Raw genomic sequence first — 16555 nt, forward strand, 5'->3', positions numbered from 1 at the left:
CATGGCGCGTCTGACCGGATTCCTCGTGATGCTGGTGGTGGCGAGCAGCCTCGGCGTGGTGGCATCCCAGCACCAGGCACGCAAGCTCTATGCCGCCGTCGAGCGTGAGCAGCAGCGCTCCCAGCAGCTGGAGGTCGAGTGGGGCCAGCTGCAGCTGGAACAAAGCACCTGGGCGGCTCACGCCCGTATCGAAAAACTCGCTCGCGAAAAACTCGCGATGCGCCCGCCTCTGCCCGGGCAGATCATCGCCATCGAGGAGCGGCCATGAAAAAGGCCAAGAAGGGCGTCACCTTCAATCACAATCCGCTGCTGCGCTCGGAGCTTCCGGCGTGGCGGCCGCGTTTCGTTCTGCTGTGCCTGCTGGGCGGCTCGGTGGCGCTGGTGGGCCGCGCGGCTTACCTTCAGGGCGTGAACGAGCAGTTCCTGCAGGCCAAGGGTGAATCCCGCTACGCCCGCGTGCTTGAGGTGCCCGCCACCCGCGGCAAGATCACCGACCGCCAGGGCGACGTGCTCGCCGTGTCGTCGCCGGTCAAGTCGATCTGGGCGATCCCCGAAGACGCCCGCCTGAATCCGTCCCAGACCCGTCAGCTGGCTGCTCTGCTCGAGATGCCGGTGCAGGATCTGAACCAGAAGCTGGGTGTCGAGAAGGACTTCGTCTATCTCAAGCGGCAGGTCTCGCCCGAGCTTGCCGATCGCATCGCCGCCCTCAAGCTGCCGGGCGTCCACGACCAGCGCGAATACCGCCGCTTCTACCCGGGTGGCGAGGTGATGGCCCACGTGCTGGGCTTCACCGGCGTGGACGACAAGGGGCAGGAGGGCATCGAGCTCGCCTTCGAGCCTTCGCTGGCCGGCAAGCCGGGCTCCCGCCGGGTCGTCAAGGACCGCCGCGGCAACGTGGTCGAGGACGTCCAGTCGATCCGCATGCCCCAGGACGGCAGGGAGGTCGCCCTGTCCATCGACAACAAGATCCAGTACCTCGCCCACGCCGCCCTCAAGCAGGCGATGACCGACCACAAGGCCAAGGCCGGTGGCGTGGTGGTGATCGACGCCAAGACCGGCGAGATCCTCGCCCTGGCCAACGCGCCCACCTACAACCCGAACAACCGCGTCAAGCTCACCGGCGACCAGCTGCGCAACCGCGCCCTGACTGACACCTTTGAGCCGGGCTCGACGATGAAGCCCTTCACCGCCGCGCTGGCGCTTGAAAAGGGCAAGGTCACCGCCAACACCATCATCAACTGCGCGCCGGGCCGGATGACCATCGGTTCCGCGACGATCTCCGACGCTCACCCCCACGGGGCCCTCACCGTTGCCCAGGTGATCCAGAAATCGTCCAACATCGGCGCGGCCAAGATGGCCCTGAGCTTCCCGCCGGAAACCATGTGGAAGATGTTCGACGATCTCGGCTTCGGCTCGCCGCTCAAGCTGGGCTTTCCTGGTGAAGTCGGCGGCCGCTTGCGTCCCGCCAAAAGCTGGCGCCCGATCGAGCAGGCCACCATGTCCTACGGCCACGGCATGTCGGTCAGCCTGATGCAGATCGCCAACGCCTATCAGGTGTTTGCCCGCGACGGTGACATCGTGCCCTTGTCCCTGTCGCGTCTGGATACGCCGCCGGTGCATGGCTCCCGCGTGTTCGCCCCGCAGACCGCCCGCGAGGTGCGCCAGATGCTCGAGATGGTCGTTCAGCCTGGTGGGACCGCCCGGCAGGCCAACGTGCCGGGCTACCGCGTCGGCGGCAAGACCGGCACCGCGATGAAGCTCGTCGGCGGCCGTTACGCCAACCGTTACGTGGCCTCCTTCGTGGGCATAGCCCCGATTTCCGATCCGCGCCTGATCGTCGCCGTGATGATCGACGAGCCCACCAACGGCAAGCACTACGGCGGCGACGTGGCCGCGCCGGTGTTCGCCCAGGTGACGGGCGGCGCACTGCGCACCCTCGGCGTAGTGCCGGATGCGCCGCTCAAGCCGCTGCAGGTTGCCCGTCAGGGCGTCACCCCCGTCCGGGAGGCCATGTGAGCGTGAGTGCCCGCCAGCAGGCCCAGGACCTGCTCGCCCACCTGGCTGCCGCCGGGGTGGAAGTCACCCAGCTGTGCCTCGATTCCCGCAAGGTGTGCGCCGGCGATGTCTTCCTGGCCTGTCCGGGGCATCGGGTCGATGGTCGCCGCTTCATCGTCGATGCCGTCCATGCGGGCGCTGCCGCAGTGCTGTGGGAGCGCGACGGCCACGTGTGGGACGATGCCCTGCAGGTTCCCAATATCGCTGTCGATGGTCTCGCTTCGCTGGCCGGACATCTGGCCAACGAAGTCTGCGGCCGTCCGTCCGAAGCCCTGTGGCTTGTCGGTGTGACCGGCACCAACGGCAAGACGTCGGTCACCCAGTGGCTGTCCCGCGCTTTTGCCGCGCTGGGGCGCAAGTGTGGTGTGATCGGCACCCTCGGCATCGGTTTTCCGGGCGCGCTGAAGGCCAGCGTCAACACCACGCCGGACAGCCTGACCCTGCACCAGACCCTCGCCGAATTCCGCGCCGCAAAGGCCGATGTGGTGGCGATGGAAGTCTCGTCCATCGGGCTTGACCAAGGGCGCCTCAACGGGCTGCACTTCGACGTGGCGGTGCACACCAACCTCACCCGCGACCACCTCGACTACCACGGTAACATGGAGAACTACGGCGCAGCCAAGGCCCGCCTGTTCGACATGCCGGGGCTCAAGGCCGCGGTGCTCAACCTTGACGACCGCTTCGGCATGGAACAGGCCCGGCGCCTGGCCGGCAGCGGCATCCAGGTGGTCGGCTACACCCTGATCGCCAGCAATGCCGACGCCGCCCCGGTCAATCGGCTGGTCCTCGCCGACCGTCTCACCACCACTGCGGCCGGCGTGCGCTTCACGGCCCGCAGCGGAAACGAGTCGGCCGACCTGAGCCCCAATCTGGTGGGGCAGTTCAACGTCTCCAACCTGCTGGCGGTGATCGGCACCCTGATGGCCTCGGGCTTCAGCCTCGAGGAAGCCGCTACGGTGGCCGAAGACCTCACCCCGCCGGTGGGCCGGATGCAGACCCTCGGCGGCATCGGCGATCCGCTGGTGGTGGTTGATTACGCCCATTCGCCCGACGCGCTCGAGCAGGTGCTCACCGCCATCCGCGCCACCGTCGAGGCCCGTGGCGGCAGCCTGACCTGCGTGTTCGGCTGCGGTGGCGACCGCGATCCCGGCAAGCGCCCGCTGATGGGCGAAGTGGCCAGCCGCCTGGCCGACAAGGTCGTGCTCACCAGCGACAACCCCCGCGGCGAAGACCCGCTGGCAATCCTGCGTGAAGTCGCCGCTGGCGCCCGTGCCGACGTCGAGATCATCGCCGACCGCGCTGACGCGATCCGCGGCGCGATCCTCGCCGCCGCGCCCGACGACGTGATCGTCATCGCCGGCAAGGGCCACGAACCCTATCAGGAGATCAACGGCGTGCGTCACCCGTTTTCGGACGTGGATCAGACCCGCGACGCCCTCGAAGCCTGGAACGACGCCCAGGGAGAACTCTCATGATGGATCTCCAGGAAGCCGCGCTGGCCACGGACGGCACCGCCGTTGGCGGCAACGTTGCGTTCATGTCGGTCAGCACCGATTCGCGGGCCATCCAGCCCGGTCAGCTGTTCATCGCCCTGCGCGGCGACCGCTTCGACGGCCACGAATTCCTCTCCGCCGTGGCCGCCCAGGGCGCCGTGGCGGCGATGGTCGACCGGGCGTGGGCGGCGGCCAATCCGGTTCCGCTGCCGCTGCTGGTGGTGGACGACACCCGCCTCGGCCTCGGCCGTCTCGCCGCCAGCTGGCGTGCCGGCTTCAGCCTGCCGCTGATCGGCGTGACCGGCAGCAATGGCAAGACCTCGGTGAAGGAAATGTGCGCCGCCATCCTGCGCGCCCAGGCCCGCATCGACGGCTTCGATCCGGAGCTCGCAGTCCTCGCCACCAAGGGCAACCTGAACAACGACATCGGCCTGCCGCTGATGCTGCTGCGTCTGTCCGGCAACCACCGCGCGGCGGTGATCGAGATGGGCATGAACCACCCCGGCGAGATCGGCTATCTCACGCACCTGGCCCGGCCCACCGTGGCGCTGGTGAATAACGCCCAGCGCGCCCACCTGCAGGGCATGGGCAGCGTGAACGAAGTGGCCCGCGAGAAGGGCGCGATCTACGAAGGTCTGTCGTCCGACGGCGTGGCGGTGGTCAATGCCGACGACGCCTTCGCCGGCTACTGGAAGGCCCTCAACGCCGGGCGCCGCACGCTCACCTTCGGCCTCTCGGCCGATGCCGACGTGACGGCCCGCTGCACTGGTCACGGCTTTGCCAGCGACATCGTGCTGGCCTCGCCCCAGGGCGAAGCGAAGTTCCGCCTCAACGTGCCCGGCAAGCACAACGTCCGCAACGCTTTGGCGGCAGCGGCTGCCTGTCTGGCTGCGGGTGTCTCGCTGGCGGCGGTGGCCGAAGGCCTGGGCGGCTACACCGGCACGCCGGGTCGGCTGCACCTGCGCAAGGGCCTCGGCGGCGCGGTGGTGATCGACGACAGCTACAACGCCAACCCCGATTCGATGCGCGCTGGCATCGCGGTGCTGGCCGCCACCCCCGGCCGCAAGATCCTGGTGATCGGCGACATGGGCGAGATTGGTGAACAGAGTTTCCAGTACCACGACGAGATCGGCGGCTACGCGAAGAGCGAAGGCGTCGATTTCCTGTTCGGGCTGGGTGAGATGAGCGAGGTTGCGGCGCGCAACTTCGGAGAGGGTGGCCGCCATTTCAGCAAGCTCGACGATCTCGTCGCAGCGGTGAAGGCGGAACTGAACGAAGACACGGTGGTGCTCGTCAAGGGCTCGCGTTTCATGAAGATGGAACGGGTCGTGGACGCCATCGCGGAAAAGGTTTGAAATGAGTTTGTGTTGTACCGGCTTGGCTGCAGTTTCTTCCGCAATGAACTCGGGGGAACACCATGCTGCTTGAACTGGCCCTGTGGCTCGGCAAGGATGCGCGTTTTTTCAATGTGTTCGGCTACATCACGCTGCGCACGGTGCTGGCTGCCGGCACCGCACTGGTGCTGTCGCTGGTCTTCGGCCCGCCGGTGATCCGCTGGCTGGCCGCCAAGAAGATCGGGCAGGCGGTCCGCGACGACGGCCCCAAGTCCCACCTCACCAAGGCCGGCACGCCCACCATGGGGGGCGCGTTGATCCTGATCTGCATCGTTCTCACCACGCTTCTGTGGGGCGATCTGCGCAACAAATACGTGTGGGTCGTGCTGTTCGTCACCCTCGGATTCGGTGCTGTCGGCTGGGTCGATGACTGGCGCAAGGTGGTCTATCGCGATCCGAAGGGGCTGGCGAGCCGCTGGAAGTACTTCTGGACCTCCGCCATCGCCCTGGCGGCAGCCAGTTTCCTTGGTCTCACCGCCACGCTGCCGGCCCAGCTCGAACTGATCGTGCCCTTCTTCAAGGCGGTGTCCTACCCGCTGGGCGTGTTCGGCTTCATCGTGCTGACCTACTTCGTGATCAACGGAACCAGCCACTCGGTCAACCTCACCGACGGTCTCGACGGCCTGGCGATCATGCCGACGGTGATGGTCAGCGCAGCGCTGGCGATCTTCGCCTACGTGGCCGGCCACATGGGTTTCTCGAAGTACCTCGGCGTTCCCTATATCCCGGGGGCCGGCGAGCTGGCGGTGATCTGCGGCGCGATCGCGGGCGCGGGTCTGGGCTTCCTGTGGTTCAACGCCTACCCGGCGGAAGTCTTCATGGGCGACGTGGGCGCGCTGGCGCTGGGCGCGGCGATGGGCACCATCGCGGTGGTCGTGCGTCAGGAAATCGTGCTCTTCATCATGGGCGGCCTGTTCGTGGCCGAGGCCATGTCGGTGATGGTCCAGGTGCTGTACTTCAAGTACACCGGCGGCAAGCGCATCTTCCGGATGGCGCCGCTGCACCACCACTACGAGCTCGGCGGCTGGAAGGAAACGCAGGTCGTGGTCCGCTTCTGGATCATCACGATCATGCTCGTGCTGTTCGGCCTGTCCACCCTCAAGCTGCGGTGAGCGACGATGGCAAACGCTGATCTCACCCTCGTCCTCGGCCTCGGCGAATCCGGCCTGGCCATGGCCCGCTGGCTGGCCCGCCAGGGCGTGGCGCTGCGTGTAGCTGATTCCCGCGAGACGCCGCCGGGCGTGGATCGCCTAAGCGCCGATGCGCCGGCGGCCGAGATCGTGACCGGCGCCTTCTCCGAGGCGTTGCTGGATGGGGTGAGCCGTGTGGCCATCAGCCCGGGGCTCGATCCGCGTCAGCCGCTCATCGACGCCGCCCACAAGCGCGGCATCCCGGTCATCGGCGAGATGACCCTGTTCGTCGAAGCCCTGCAGAGCCTTGGCGCGTGGGATCAGACCCGCGTCATCGCCATCACCGGCACCAACGGCAAGACCACCACCACCACCCTGGCCGGCGAGATGGTCAAGGCGGCGGGTGTCGATGGCGTGGTCGCCGGCAACATCAGCCCGGCTGCGCTGGACGTGCTGCTCGCCCGGCTCGACGCCGGCCAGGCGCTGCCGCAGATGTGGGTGCTCGAACTCTCCAGCTTCCAGCTCGAAACCCTGCCGCCGCTGGCTGCCGCGTCGGCCACGGTGCTCAATGTCACCGACGACCACCTCGACCGCTACGCCGGGCTCGATGAATACGCCGCCGCCAAGGCCGCCGTTTTTCACGGCGCGGGCGTGCAGGTGCTCAACCGCGAGGACGCCCGCGTCAAGGCCATGGCGCTGCCGGGCCGCCGGGTGTTTACTTTCGGCATCGATGCGCCGGCCGGCGCCGACGATTTCGGCACCGTTCATGCAGACGACGGCGAATGGCTCGTGCGCGGCCCTGAAAAGCTCCTGCGCCGCGCCGACATGCAACTCGCCGGCAGCCACAACGTCGCCAACGCGCTGGCTGCGCTGGCCCTGTGCGAAGCCGCGGGCCTGCCCCGCGCATCGCTGATCGCCGCCCTCAAGGCCTTCCGCGGCCTGCCGCACCGGGTCGAACCGGTGGCCGAGCGCGCCGACGGCGTCATCTACTACGACGACTCCAAGGGCACCAACGTGGGCGCCACCGTGGCCGCCCTCGAAGGCCTGCGCCGCAAGGTGGTGCTGATCGCCGGCGGTGACGGCAAGGGCCAGGACTTCTCACCCCTCAAGGATGCCTTCGCCCGCTACGCCCGCGCCGTGGTGCTGATCGGCCGCGACGCCGCCGCCATCCAGGCCGCGGTGGATGGCTGTGGCGTGTCCCTGATCCACTCCGCCGACATGGACGCCGCCGTGCTCGAAGCCAATGCCCGCGCCCAGGCTGGCGACGTTGTGCTCCTCTCTCCGGCCTGCGCCAGCCTCGATATGTTCCGCAATTACGCCCACCGCGCCCAGGTCTTCATCGACGCGGTCAAGCGCCTGCCTGACGTCCGCCCCGTATGAAGCTCGCCGCCGCCATCTCCGGTTTTCTCGCCCGCCACGCGGAAGACAGCGCCGCGCCGGTGACGAGCCGCGCCGTCGGCCGTCTGATGCAGCCCCTCGGCCAGCCCCGCGAGCTCGATCCGTGGCTGATCTGGTCGGCGGCCGCGCTGCTCCTGCTGGGGCTGGTGATGGTCTTCTCCGCATCGATCGCCACCGCCGAAGGCAGCCGCATGTTCGGCCACCAGCCGGCCTACTTTCTGGTGCGGCACGCGGTCTTCCTGGCCATCGGCGTGATCGCGGGGGTGGTGGCCTTCCAGATTCCCATGCGTGCGTGGCAGGAGATGGCGCCCTGGCTGTTCATCGCCGGCGTGGTGCTGCTGCTCATCGTGCTGATCCCCCACGTGGGCCGTGACGTGAACGGCGCCCGCCGCTGGCTGCCGCTGGGGGTGGTGAATCTCCAGCCGTCCGAGCTGATGAAGCTGTTCGCCGCCCTATACGCCGCCGACTACACCACCCGCAAGCTGCCGCTGATGGGCAGCTTCAAGCAGGGCTTCATGCCGATGGCCGGGGTGATCCTCTTCGTCGGCTTCCTGCTCCTCAAGGAGCCCGACTTCGGCGCCTTCGTGGTGATCACCGCCATCGCTTTCGGTGTGCTGTTCCTGGGCGGCATCAACGTGCGCCTGTTCGTGCTGCTGGCGATCGTCGCGGCGATCGGCTTCGTGCTCCTGATCACCTTCTCCGAATACCGTCGCCAACGCATCCTGGGCTTCATGGACCCGTGGCAGGACGCCTACGGCAAGGGCTACCAGCTGTCCCACGCGCTCATCGCCTTCGGGCGGGGCGAGTGGTTCGGGGTGGGCCTGGGTGGCAGCATCGAAAAGCTGTTCTACCTGCCCGAAGCCCATACCGACTTCCTGCTGGCGGTGATCGCCGAGGAGCTCGGCTTTGCCGGCGTCGTGGCGGTGGTGGTGATGTTCGCGATCCTGATCCAGCGTGCCTTCGCCATCGGCAAGCAGGCCGTCACGCTGGAGCGCACCTACGCCGCGCTGGTCGCCCAGGGCATCGGCATCTGGCTGGGCGTGCAGTCCTTCATCAACATGGGCGTGAACATGGGCCTGCTGCCCACCAAGGGCCTGACCCTGCCGCTGATGAGCTTTGGCGGTTCCGGCATCCTGGCCAACTGCGTCGCGCTGGCCATCCTGCTGCGGATCGATTGGGAGAACAGGCAAATCATGCGCGGAGGCAGCGCCTGATGCCCACGCTGATGGTCATGGCCGGCGGCACTGGCGGCCACATCTACCCTGGTCTGGCCGTAGCGGACGCCCTGCGCGATCGCGGCTGGAAGGTGGTGTGGATGGGCAATCCGGAAGGGATGGAAGCCCGCATCGTGCCGGCCAGCGGCTATGAAGTCGCCTGGGTGCGCTTTGCCGCCCTGCGCGGCAAGGGCCTGCTGCGCAAGCTGCTGCTGCCGCTCAACCTGCTGCGGGGCTTTGCCCAGGCCTTCGGCCAGATCCGCCGCGTGAAGCCCGATGTTGTGCTCGGGATGGGCGGCTACGTCACCTTTCCGGGCGGGATGATGGCGTCCCTGCTGGGTCGGCCGGTCGTGGTGCACGAACAGAATTCCGTCGCCGGCCTCGCCAACAAGGTGCTCGCCGGCGTGGCCGATCGGGTCGTCACCGGCTTCCCCGATGTGCTCAAAAAAGGCGAGTGGCTGGGCAACCCGGTGCGCGCCGACATCACCGCGGTGGCGCCGCCGGCCGAGCGCTTCGCCGGACGCAGCGGCCCGCTGCGGGTGCTGGTGGTGGGCGGCAGCCTCGGCGCCACGGCCCTCAACGAAACCGTGCCCCAGGCGCTGGCGCTGCTCGACCCGGCCGAGCGGCCGCAGGTCACCCACCAGGCTGGCACCAAACAGATCGACGCCCTGCGCGCGGGCTATCAGGCCGCCCATGTGGACGGCGAACTGCTGCCCTTCATCGACGATATGGCCGACCGCTACGCCGACGCCGATCTGGTGATCTGCCGGGCTGGCGCGCTCACGGTGGCCGAACTCGCCGCTGCCGGCGTGGCCAGCGTGCTGGTGCCCTATCCCCACGCAGTGGACGACCACCAGACCGGCAACGCCCGTTTCCTCGCCGAAGCCGGCGCGGCGGTGCTGATGCCGCAAACCGAACTCACGCCGCAGCGCCTCGCCGCGCTGCTGCAGAAAATGAATCGCGAGCGCCTGCTGGCCATGGCGGTCAAGGCCCGTGAATGCGCCAAGCCGGATGCCACGGCCCGCGTAGCGGATGTCTGCGCCGGGCTCGCTGCTTAAAGGAATCGACGTGAAACACAAAGTCAAGAGCATCCACTTCGTCGGCATCGGTGGCGCCGGCATGAGCGGGATCGCCGAGGTGCTGGTCAACCTGGGCTACAAGGTCAGCGGGTCGGATCTGGGCGACAACGCCGCCACCCGTCGCCTGAAGGCGCTCGGCGCCCGGGTGATCCAGGGCCACGCTGCCGAAAACGTGGACGACGCCGATGCGGTCGTGACCTCCACCGCCGTCAAGGGCGACAACCCGGAAGTGATCGCCGCCCGCGCGCGCCAGATCCCGGTGGTGCCCCGCGCCCAGATGCTGGCCGAGCTGATGCGCCTCAAGCAGGGCATCGCCATCGCCGGCACCCACGGCAAGACCACCACCACCTCGCTGGTCGCCAGCATCCTGGCCGAAGGCGGGCTCGACCCCACCTTCGTGATCGGCGGCAAGCTCAACGCCGCCGGTGCCAACGCGCGCCTGGGCAAGGGTGATTTCCTGGTGGCCGAGGCGGACGAATCCGACGCCTCCTTCCTGCTCCTCACGCCGGTGATCTCGGTTGTCACCAACATCGACGCCGACCACATGGAAACCTACGGGCACGATTTCGCCCGGCTCAAGCAGTCCTTCGTCGATTTCCTGCAGCACCTGCCTTTCTATGGCGTGGCCGTGCTGTGCGACGACGACAAGCACGTGCGCTCGATCATGCCGCTGGTGTCCAAGCAGATCGTCCGCTACGGCTTCTCCGAATCCGCCAACGTGCGCGCCGAGAACATCCACGCCGAAGAAGGCCGGATGGTTTTCGACGTGGTGCGCGTCAATGGCACCACCAGCCGCCTGTCCGTCGTGCTCAACCTGCCCGGCCGCCACAACGTGCTGAACGCCCTCGCGGCGATCGCCGTGGCCACCGAGGTGGGCGTCTCCGACGAAGCCATCGTCAAGGCGCTGGCCGAATTCAAGGGCGTCGGGCGCCGCTTCCAGCGCTACGGCGAGGTGGCGCTGCCCGCTGGCGGCACCGCCACCATCATCGACGACTACGGTCATCACCCGGTCGAGATGGCGGCGACCATCGCCGCCGCCCGTGGCGCCTTCCCCGACAAGCGCCTGGTGCTGGCCTTTCAGCCGCACCGCTTCACCCGCACGCGGGATTGCTTCGAGGACTTCGTGAAGGTGCTGTCCACCGTCGATGCGCTGCTGCTGGGCGAGGTCTATGCCGCCGGCGAAGCACCGATCGTGGCCGCCGACGGCCGTTCGCTGGCCCGGGCGCTGCGTGTGGCAGGCAAGATCGAGCCGGTCTTCGTCGAGCACATCGAGGAGATGCCGGCGGCGATCCTGGCCGCGGCAAAGGATGGCGACGTGGTGATCACGATGGGAGCCGGCAGCATCGGTGCGGTGCCGGGCAAGCTGGTCAGTGGCGAGATTTGAATCAATGAATGCGGATGTGGTGACGGATGTGAAGAATCGATTTGGCAAGGTCGCGGTGTTGCTGGGCGGGACGTCCGCCGAGCGGGAGATTTCCCTGATGTCGGGCGGCGCCGTGCTGGCCGCGCTGCAGGCGGCGGGCGTCGATGCCCACGCCTTCGATCCGGCCGAGACCGATCTGCACATCCTCAAGGAACAAGGCTATGACCGCGCCTTCATCGCGCTGCATGGCCGCGGTGGTGAGGACGGCACCGTCCAGGGCGCCCTCGAGCTGATGGGCATTCCCTACACCGGCAGCGGCGTGATGGCCTCGGCCATCGGCATGGACAAATGGCGTACCAAGCTGGTGTGGCTGTCGTCCGGCCTGCCCACGCCGCGTTTCGCGATCCTCGACGCCAACACCGACTGGGACGCCGTCGTCGCCGATCTGGGCCTGCCGATTTTCGTCAAGCCCGTGCATGAAGGCTCCAGCATGGGCGCCACCAAGGTCACCGAGGCCGGCCAGCTGAAGGCCGCCTGGGAGCTGGCCGCCAAGTTCGATTCGCTGGTGCTGGCCGAAGAGTTCGTCACTGGCCAGGAGCTCACCGCGCCCTTCCTGGGCGACCGGGCTCTTCCGCTGGTGCGCATCGTCGCGCCGGGTGGCAACTACGATTACCAGAACAAGTACTTTACCGACGACACCCAGTATTTCTGCCCGAGCGGCCTGCCGGAAGCCCAGGAAAAAGAGATCCAGGCGGCCATCGTGCGCTGCGCCAAGGTGCTGGGCTGCCGCGGCTGGGGCCGCGCGGATCTGATCCTGCGGGACGACGGCAGCTTCACTTTGCTCGAGATCAACACCGCGCCGGGCATGACCAACCACTCGCTGGTGCCCATGTCGGCACGGGTGGCTGGCTTGTCGTTCGAGGCCCTGTGCCTCGAGATCCTTTCCGGAGCCCGCCTTGGCTGACGAGCGCACCACCTCCAACGTCCCGCCCGAGCCCGGCGCCAAGCCGACGGCCGGCAAGCGTGCGCGCGCGGCTGCGCGCCCGCAGCGGGAAGGCGGTGGCAACGGGCTGTGGGATCGTCCCCAGCTCCTCAACCTGATTTCGGACGTCCTGCTGGTGGTGGGCGCGGCCGGGCTCGGCTACGCCGCCGTGGCGTCGGTGTCGCGCCTGCCGATCTACCCGCTGAAGGAAGTCGTCGTCACCACGCCGCTGGCCCAGGTGACCACCGCCCAGCTCGAATACGCAGCCCGGTCGTCCCTGCGCGGCAACTTCTTCACCGTCGATCTGGACGACGTGCGTGGCGCCTTCGAGAAGCTGCCGTGGGTGCGTCGCGCCGACGTGCGCCGCAAGTGGCCCGGCGGCATCGAGGTGCGCCTGGAAGAACACGTGGCCTCGGCCTACTGGCGTGTCGGCGAGACCGGCGACATGCGCCTCGTCAATCGCTACGGCGAGGTCTTCACCGCCGCCAGCAACGCCAGGATGCCGGTCTTCAGCGGGCCGGAAGGTTCGTCGGGCGTGCTCCTCGCCAAGTTCGACGAGTTCTCGAGCAAGCTCGGCCCCATCGGCAAGCAGCTGGTGGGCGTCTCGCTATCCGCCCGTGAGGCCTGGCAGCTGAAGATGGAAGACGGCCTCACCATCGAACTCGGTCACGACCAGGCCAAGGCGCCCATCGACGAACGTCTGGCGCGCTTCGTGGGTTATTACCCCCAGGCCAAGAGCCGACTGAACATGAATGTTGCGGTGGTGGATCTCCGCTACCCCAGTGGTTTTGCCCTCCGGCCGATCGCCTCCGCCGAGCCGACGGGCAAGCAAGACAGCAAAAAAGGGAAGTGATGAGCAAAGAATACAAGGAACTGATCGTCGGCCTCGACATCGGCACCTCGAAGATCACCTGCGTGGTGGCCGAGTTGAAGTCGGACGGCCGCATGGAGGTGATCGGGCTGGGCTCGCAGCCGTCGTCGGGCCTGAAGAAGGGCGTCGTGGTCAACATCGAGGCCACCGTGGACGCGATCTCCAAGGTCATCCAGGAAGTCGAGCTGATGGCCGAGTGCAAGATCCGCGACGTGTACACCGGCATCGCCGGCAGCCACATCCGCAGCTTCAACTCCAACGGCATGGTGGCGATCAAGGACAAGGAAGTCTCGCCGCTGGATGTGGAGCGAGTCATCGAGACCGCCCGCGCCATGCCGCTGCCGGCCGACCAGCAGATCCTGCACATCCTCACCCAGGAATTCGTGATCGACGGCCAGGACGGCGTGCGCGAGCCCATCGGCATGAGCGGCGTACGCCTCGAGGTTAAGGTGCACATCGTCACCGGCGCCGTGTCGGCCGCCCAGAACATCGTCAAGTGCGTGCGTCGCTGTGGCCTCGAGGTGCTCGATCTGGTCCTCCAGCCGCTGGCCTCCAGCTACGCCACCCTCTCCGAGGACGAGAAGGAACTGGGCGTGTGCCTGGTGGATGTGGGCGGTGGCACCACCGACCTCGCCGTGTTCACCCAGGGCGCGATCCGTCACACCGCGGTGATCCCCATCGCCGGCGATCAGGTGACCAACGACATCGCCGTCGCCCTGCGTACCCCGACCGCCGACGCCGAAGAAATCAAGATCCGCCACGGCGTGGCCATGCACACCCTGGCCGACGCCTCCGAGATGATCGAAGTGCCCGGCGTGGGCGACCGTCCGCCGCGCAAGCTCTCCCGTCAGGCGCTGGCCGATGTGATCGAGCCGCGGGTGTGCGAGCTGTACGAACTGGTTCAGGCCGAACTGCGCCGCAGCGGTTACGAAGAGCTGCTGTCGTCCGGCATCGTGCTGTCCGGCGGCGCCGCCGTGATGCAGGGGATGGTCGAGCTGGGTGAGGACGTCTTCCACATGCCGGTGCGCATCGGTTATCCGAAGTACGAGGGCCCCCTCGCCGATGTGGTCTGCGAGCCCCGCTACGCCAACGCGATGGGCCTCGTGATGGAAGGTGCAGCCCAGAAGCGGCGCGGCATCCAGGCCCGCCAGACGCGCAATGTGGGCCAGGTTTTTTCGAGGATGCGTTCGTGGTTCGAGCGTAATTTCTGATGGTGGAGACAGCCCCTTCGGTGGGCTGAATCTGAATGAACTTTGATGTGCAGCGCCCCCTTATTTAGTTGTAAAATTTACGGTTAATACTAAATACGGATTGGTTGCACGTCGGCAATATCAAGTGCGGTTTCTCTTGGAGGCGAGTTAAATGTTTGAAATTGTTGAAAAGGCATCCGGCGGCACCAATATCAAGGTGATCGGCGTCGGCGGCGCCGGCGGCAACGCCGTGGATCACATGATCCGCGAGGGCGTGCAAGGCGTCGACTTCATCACCGCCAACACCGATGCGCAGGCGCTGTCCCGCTGCCTGTCGCCCACCAAGGTGCAGCTCGGCAAGACCGGCCTCGGCGCCGGCTCCAAGCCGGAAGCCGGCCGCGCAGCCGCCCAGGAATCCCGTGACGCCATCGCGGCCGCCCTCGACGGCGCCCACATGTGCTTCATCACCGCCGGCATGGGCGGTGGCACGGGCACCGGCGCTGCCCCCGTGGTGGCCGAGATCGCCAAGGAAATGGGCATCCTGACCGTCGCTGTGGTCACCAAGCCTTTCGACTTCGAGAACCGCATCCGCGTTGCCGAGAGCGGCGTCGAAGAGCTCTCCAAGCAGGTGGACTCCCTGATCGTCGTGCTCAACGACAAGCTGCTCGAAGTCTATGGCGACGACGCCGGCTTCGAAGACTGCTTCCGCTCTGCCGACAACGTGCTGACCAGCGCCGTTGGTGGCATCGCCGAAATCATCAACGTGCCGGGCCTCGTCAACGTCGACTTCCAGGACGTGCGCACCGCGATGGCCGAGATGGGCCGCGCGATGATGGGCTCCGCCCAGGCTTCCGGTCTCGACCGCGCCCGGATCGCCGCCGAACAGGCCGCCGTGTCTCCGCTGCTCGAAGGCACCGAACTCTCCGGCGCCCGCTGCGTGCTGGTGAACATCACTGCCAGCCGTTCGCTGAAGATGGCCGAAGTCCGCGATGCCGTGCGCACCGTCCAGGCCTTCGCCGCCAAGGAAGCCTTCGTCAAGTACGGCACCGTCTTCGACGAGAGCATGGAAGACCGCATCCGCGTGACCGTGGTCGCCACCGGCCTGGGCGCTGTCCGTGCAGCCGCCATGCCGCGCAAGATGGAAGTGATCCGTACCGGTACCGACAACATCGGTATGGAAGTGGATTACGGCAATCTGGAGCTGCCGGCGGTGATCCGTCGCACCTCCCGCACCACCGTTGAAGCCATGAGCGCCAACGGCATGTCGACCCTGGACATTCCGGCCTTCCTGCGCAAGCAGGCGGACTGATCGCCCAGGGGCCGCTTCGGTGGCTCGAACAAACGCGCAGCCGGACGTCGCCTCCGTTCGCTGCGCGTTTGTCGTTTGCAGGCAACACGGGATACGCCTTGCTGCGGTGCAGCAGGGACTTATGTTAAAATTCAATTACTTGAATCAGGATCCCGGCCATGTTGAAGCAGCGCACCCTTAAAACAGTCGTCACCGCCACCGGCGTCGGCCTGCACAGCGGCAACAAGGTCACGCTCACCCTGCGCCCCGCGGCGCCCGATACCGGCATCGTCTTTCATCGCGTCGATCTCGATCCGGTGGTCGATCTGCCGGCCGATCCCTACGCCGTCTGCGACACCCGTATGTGCTCCGGCCTGCAGCGCGAGGGCGCCAAGGTCAATACCGTCGAGCACCTCATGTCGGCCCTTGCCGGGCTCGGCGTCGACAACGCCCACATCGACGTGGACGCGGCGGAGATTCCGATTCTCGACGGCAGCGCCGGCCCCTTCGTGTTCCTGATCCAGTCCGCCGGCATCGAGGAGCAAAAGGCGCCCAAGCGTTTCCTGCGCGTCAAAAAAGCCGTCGAGTACGTCGAGGGCGACAAGTGGGTTCGCCTTGAGCCCCACGACGGCTTCAAGCTGAGCTTCTCCATCGTCTTCAATCATCCGGCCATCGACAACACCGGCACCTCGGTCACCGTCGATTTCGCCGATCACTCCTATGTGCGCGAAGTCTCGCGGGCGCGCACTTTCGGCTTCATGCAGGACGTGGAGTTCATGCGCGCCAACGGCCTTGGTCTGGGCGGCAGTCTGGACAATGCCATCGTGATGGATGAATACCGGGTGCTCAACGCCGACGGCCTGCGCTATGCCGACGAGTTCGTGAAGCACAAGGTGCTCGACGCCATAGGCGACCTCTACCTCGCCGGCCATCCGCTGCTGGCGTCCTACAGCGCCTACAAGGCCGGGCACGCCCTCAACAACCAGATCCTACGGGTGCTGCTGGAAGACAAGACCGCCTGGGACATCGTCACCTTCGAAGAAGACGCGACCACCCCGCCGGCGGTCGCCCAGCTCTTCGATCTGGCCCTCGGCTGAG

At 67.1% G+C, this 16555-nt stretch carries 14 protein-coding genes; all 14 read left to right on the plus strand.

The features are described 5' to 3' along the window. Nucleotide 1 precedes the first annotated feature (1 nt). The 14 genes from ftsL to lpxC all read left to right on the plus strand — a co-directional run bounded on the left by ftsL (nucleotide 2) and on the right by lpxC (nucleotide 16554). Nucleotides 2–268, plus strand: a complete 267-nt coding sequence (gene ftsL / locus GH681_RS13635; protein ID WP_153161995.1) for a cell division protein FtsL — start codon at nucleotides 2–4, stop codon at nucleotides 266–268. After that, nucleotides 265–2016, plus strand: a complete 1752-nt coding sequence (locus GH681_RS13640; RefSeq protein ID WP_153161996.1) for a penicillin-binding protein 2 — start codon at nucleotides 265–267, stop codon at nucleotides 2014–2016. Before ftsL ends, GH681_RS13640 begins: the two co-directional genes overlap by 4 nt. Then, on the plus strand, nucleotides 2013–3530 hold the full coding sequence (locus GH681_RS13645) for a UDP-N-acetylmuramoyl-L-alanyl-D-glutamate--2,6-diaminopimelate ligase (RefSeq protein WP_228111906.1): 1518 nt from the start codon (nucleotides 2013–2015) through the stop codon (nucleotides 3528–3530). The genes GH681_RS13640 and GH681_RS13645 overlap by 4 nt, the downstream gene beginning before the upstream one ends. After that, nucleotides 3527–4903, plus strand: a complete 1377-nt coding sequence (gene murF / locus GH681_RS13650; RefSeq protein ID WP_153161997.1) for a UDP-N-acetylmuramoyl-tripeptide--D-alanyl-D-alanine ligase — start codon at nucleotides 3527–3529, stop codon at nucleotides 4901–4903. Before GH681_RS13645 ends, murF begins: the two co-directional genes overlap by 4 nt. Nucleotides 4904–4965: 62 nt before the next feature. Further along, nucleotides 4966–6054: a phospho-N-acetylmuramoyl-pentapeptide-transferase gene (mraY, locus tag GH681_RS13655; protein WP_153161998.1), complete on the plus strand. Its 1089-nt coding sequence runs from the start codon at nucleotides 4966–4968 to the stop codon at nucleotides 6052–6054. Between the two features lie 6 nt (nucleotides 6055–6060). Next, a complete protein-coding gene (gene murD / locus GH681_RS13660) occupies nucleotides 6061–7452 on the plus strand; it encodes a UDP-N-acetylmuramoyl-L-alanine--D-glutamate ligase (RefSeq protein ID WP_153161999.1) in 1392 nt (463 codons plus the stop codon). Then, nucleotides 7449–8684 (plus strand): putative lipid II flippase FtsW, encoded by a 1236-nt coding sequence (ftsW, locus tag GH681_RS13665; protein ID WP_153162000.1) that lies wholly within the window; start codon nucleotides 7449–7451, stop codon nucleotides 8682–8684. Before murD ends, ftsW begins: the two co-directional genes overlap by 4 nt. Beyond that, nucleotides 8684–9742 (plus strand): undecaprenyldiphospho-muramoylpentapeptide beta-N-acetylglucosaminyltransferase, encoded by a 1059-nt coding sequence (gene murG, locus GH681_RS13670; protein WP_153162001.1) that lies wholly within the window; start codon nucleotides 8684–8686, stop codon nucleotides 9740–9742. Before ftsW ends, murG begins: the two co-directional genes overlap by 1 nt. Nucleotides 9743–9752: 10 nt before the next feature. Continuing rightward, complete coding sequence (murC, locus tag GH681_RS13675; protein WP_153162002.1) at nucleotides 9753–11147, plus strand: UDP-N-acetylmuramate--L-alanine ligase; 1395 nt, start codon at nucleotides 9753–9755, stop codon at nucleotides 11145–11147. A 28-nt stretch (nucleotides 11148–11175) separates the two neighbouring features. Continuing rightward, nucleotides 11176–12090 (plus strand): D-alanine--D-alanine ligase, encoded by a 915-nt coding sequence (locus GH681_RS13680; protein WP_153162003.1) that lies wholly within the window; start codon nucleotides 11176–11178, stop codon nucleotides 12088–12090. Further along, nucleotides 12083–12961: a cell division protein FtsQ/DivIB gene (locus GH681_RS13685; RefSeq protein WP_228111907.1), complete on the plus strand. Its 879-nt coding sequence runs from the start codon at nucleotides 12083–12085 to the stop codon at nucleotides 12959–12961. Before GH681_RS13680 ends, GH681_RS13685 begins: the two co-directional genes overlap by 8 nt. Then, entirely contained in the window at nucleotides 12961–14190 is a 1230-nt protein-coding gene (ftsA, locus tag GH681_RS13690) for a cell division protein FtsA (RefSeq protein ID WP_153162004.1), read from the plus strand. Before GH681_RS13685 ends, ftsA begins: the two co-directional genes overlap by 1 nt. A 151-nt stretch (nucleotides 14191–14341) precedes the next feature. Continuing rightward, on the plus strand, nucleotides 14342–15478 hold the full coding sequence (gene ftsZ / locus GH681_RS13695; protein ID WP_153162005.1) for a cell division protein FtsZ: 1137 nt from the start codon (nucleotides 14342–14344) through the stop codon (nucleotides 15476–15478). A 158-nt stretch (nucleotides 15479–15636) separates the two neighbouring features. After that, nucleotides 15637–16554 (plus strand): UDP-3-O-acyl-N-acetylglucosamine deacetylase, encoded by a 918-nt coding sequence (lpxC, locus tag GH681_RS13700; RefSeq protein WP_153162006.1) that lies wholly within the window; start codon nucleotides 15637–15639, stop codon nucleotides 16552–16554. Nucleotide 16555: the final 1 nt, after the last annotated feature.

This window comes from Zoogloea sp. 1C4, from assembly GCF_009469605.1.
GTDB lineage: Bacteria > Pseudomonadota > Gammaproteobacteria > Burkholderiales > Rhodocyclaceae > Zoogloea > Zoogloea oryzae.

Coding starts and splice junctions, on each gene's coding strand:
- ftsL (WP_153161995.1), top strand. CDS start 2: ATGGCGCGTCTGACCGGATTCCTCGTGATGCTGGTGGTGGCGAGCAGC.
- GH681_RS13640 (WP_153161996.1), top strand. CDS start 265: ATGAAAAAGGCCAAGAAGGGCGTCACCTTCAATCACAATCCGCTGCTG.
- murF (WP_153161997.1), top strand. CDS start 3,527: ATGATGGATCTCCAGGAAGCCGCGCTGGCCACGGACGGCACCGCCGTT.
- mraY (WP_153161998.1), top strand. CDS start 4,966: ATGCTGCTTGAACTGGCCCTGTGGCTCGGCAAGGATGCGCGTTTTTTC.
- murD (WP_153161999.1), top strand. CDS start 6,061: ATGGCAAACGCTGATCTCACCCTCGTCCTCGGCCTCGGCGAATCCGGC.
- ftsW (WP_153162000.1), top strand. CDS start 7,449: ATGAAGCTCGCCGCCGCCATCTCCGGTTTTCTCGCCCGCCACGCGGAA.
- murG (WP_153162001.1), top strand. CDS start 8,684: ATGCCCACGCTGATGGTCATGGCCGGCGGCACTGGCGGCCACATCTAC.
- ftsA (WP_153162004.1), top strand. CDS start 12,961: ATGAGCAAAGAATACAAGGAACTGATCGTCGGCCTCGACATCGGCACC.
- ftsZ (WP_153162005.1), top strand. CDS start 14,342: ATGTTTGAAATTGTTGAAAAGGCATCCGGCGGCACCAATATCAAGGTG.
- lpxC (WP_153162006.1), top strand. CDS start 15,637: ATGTTGAAGCAGCGCACCCTTAAAACAGTCGTCACCGCCACCGGCGTC.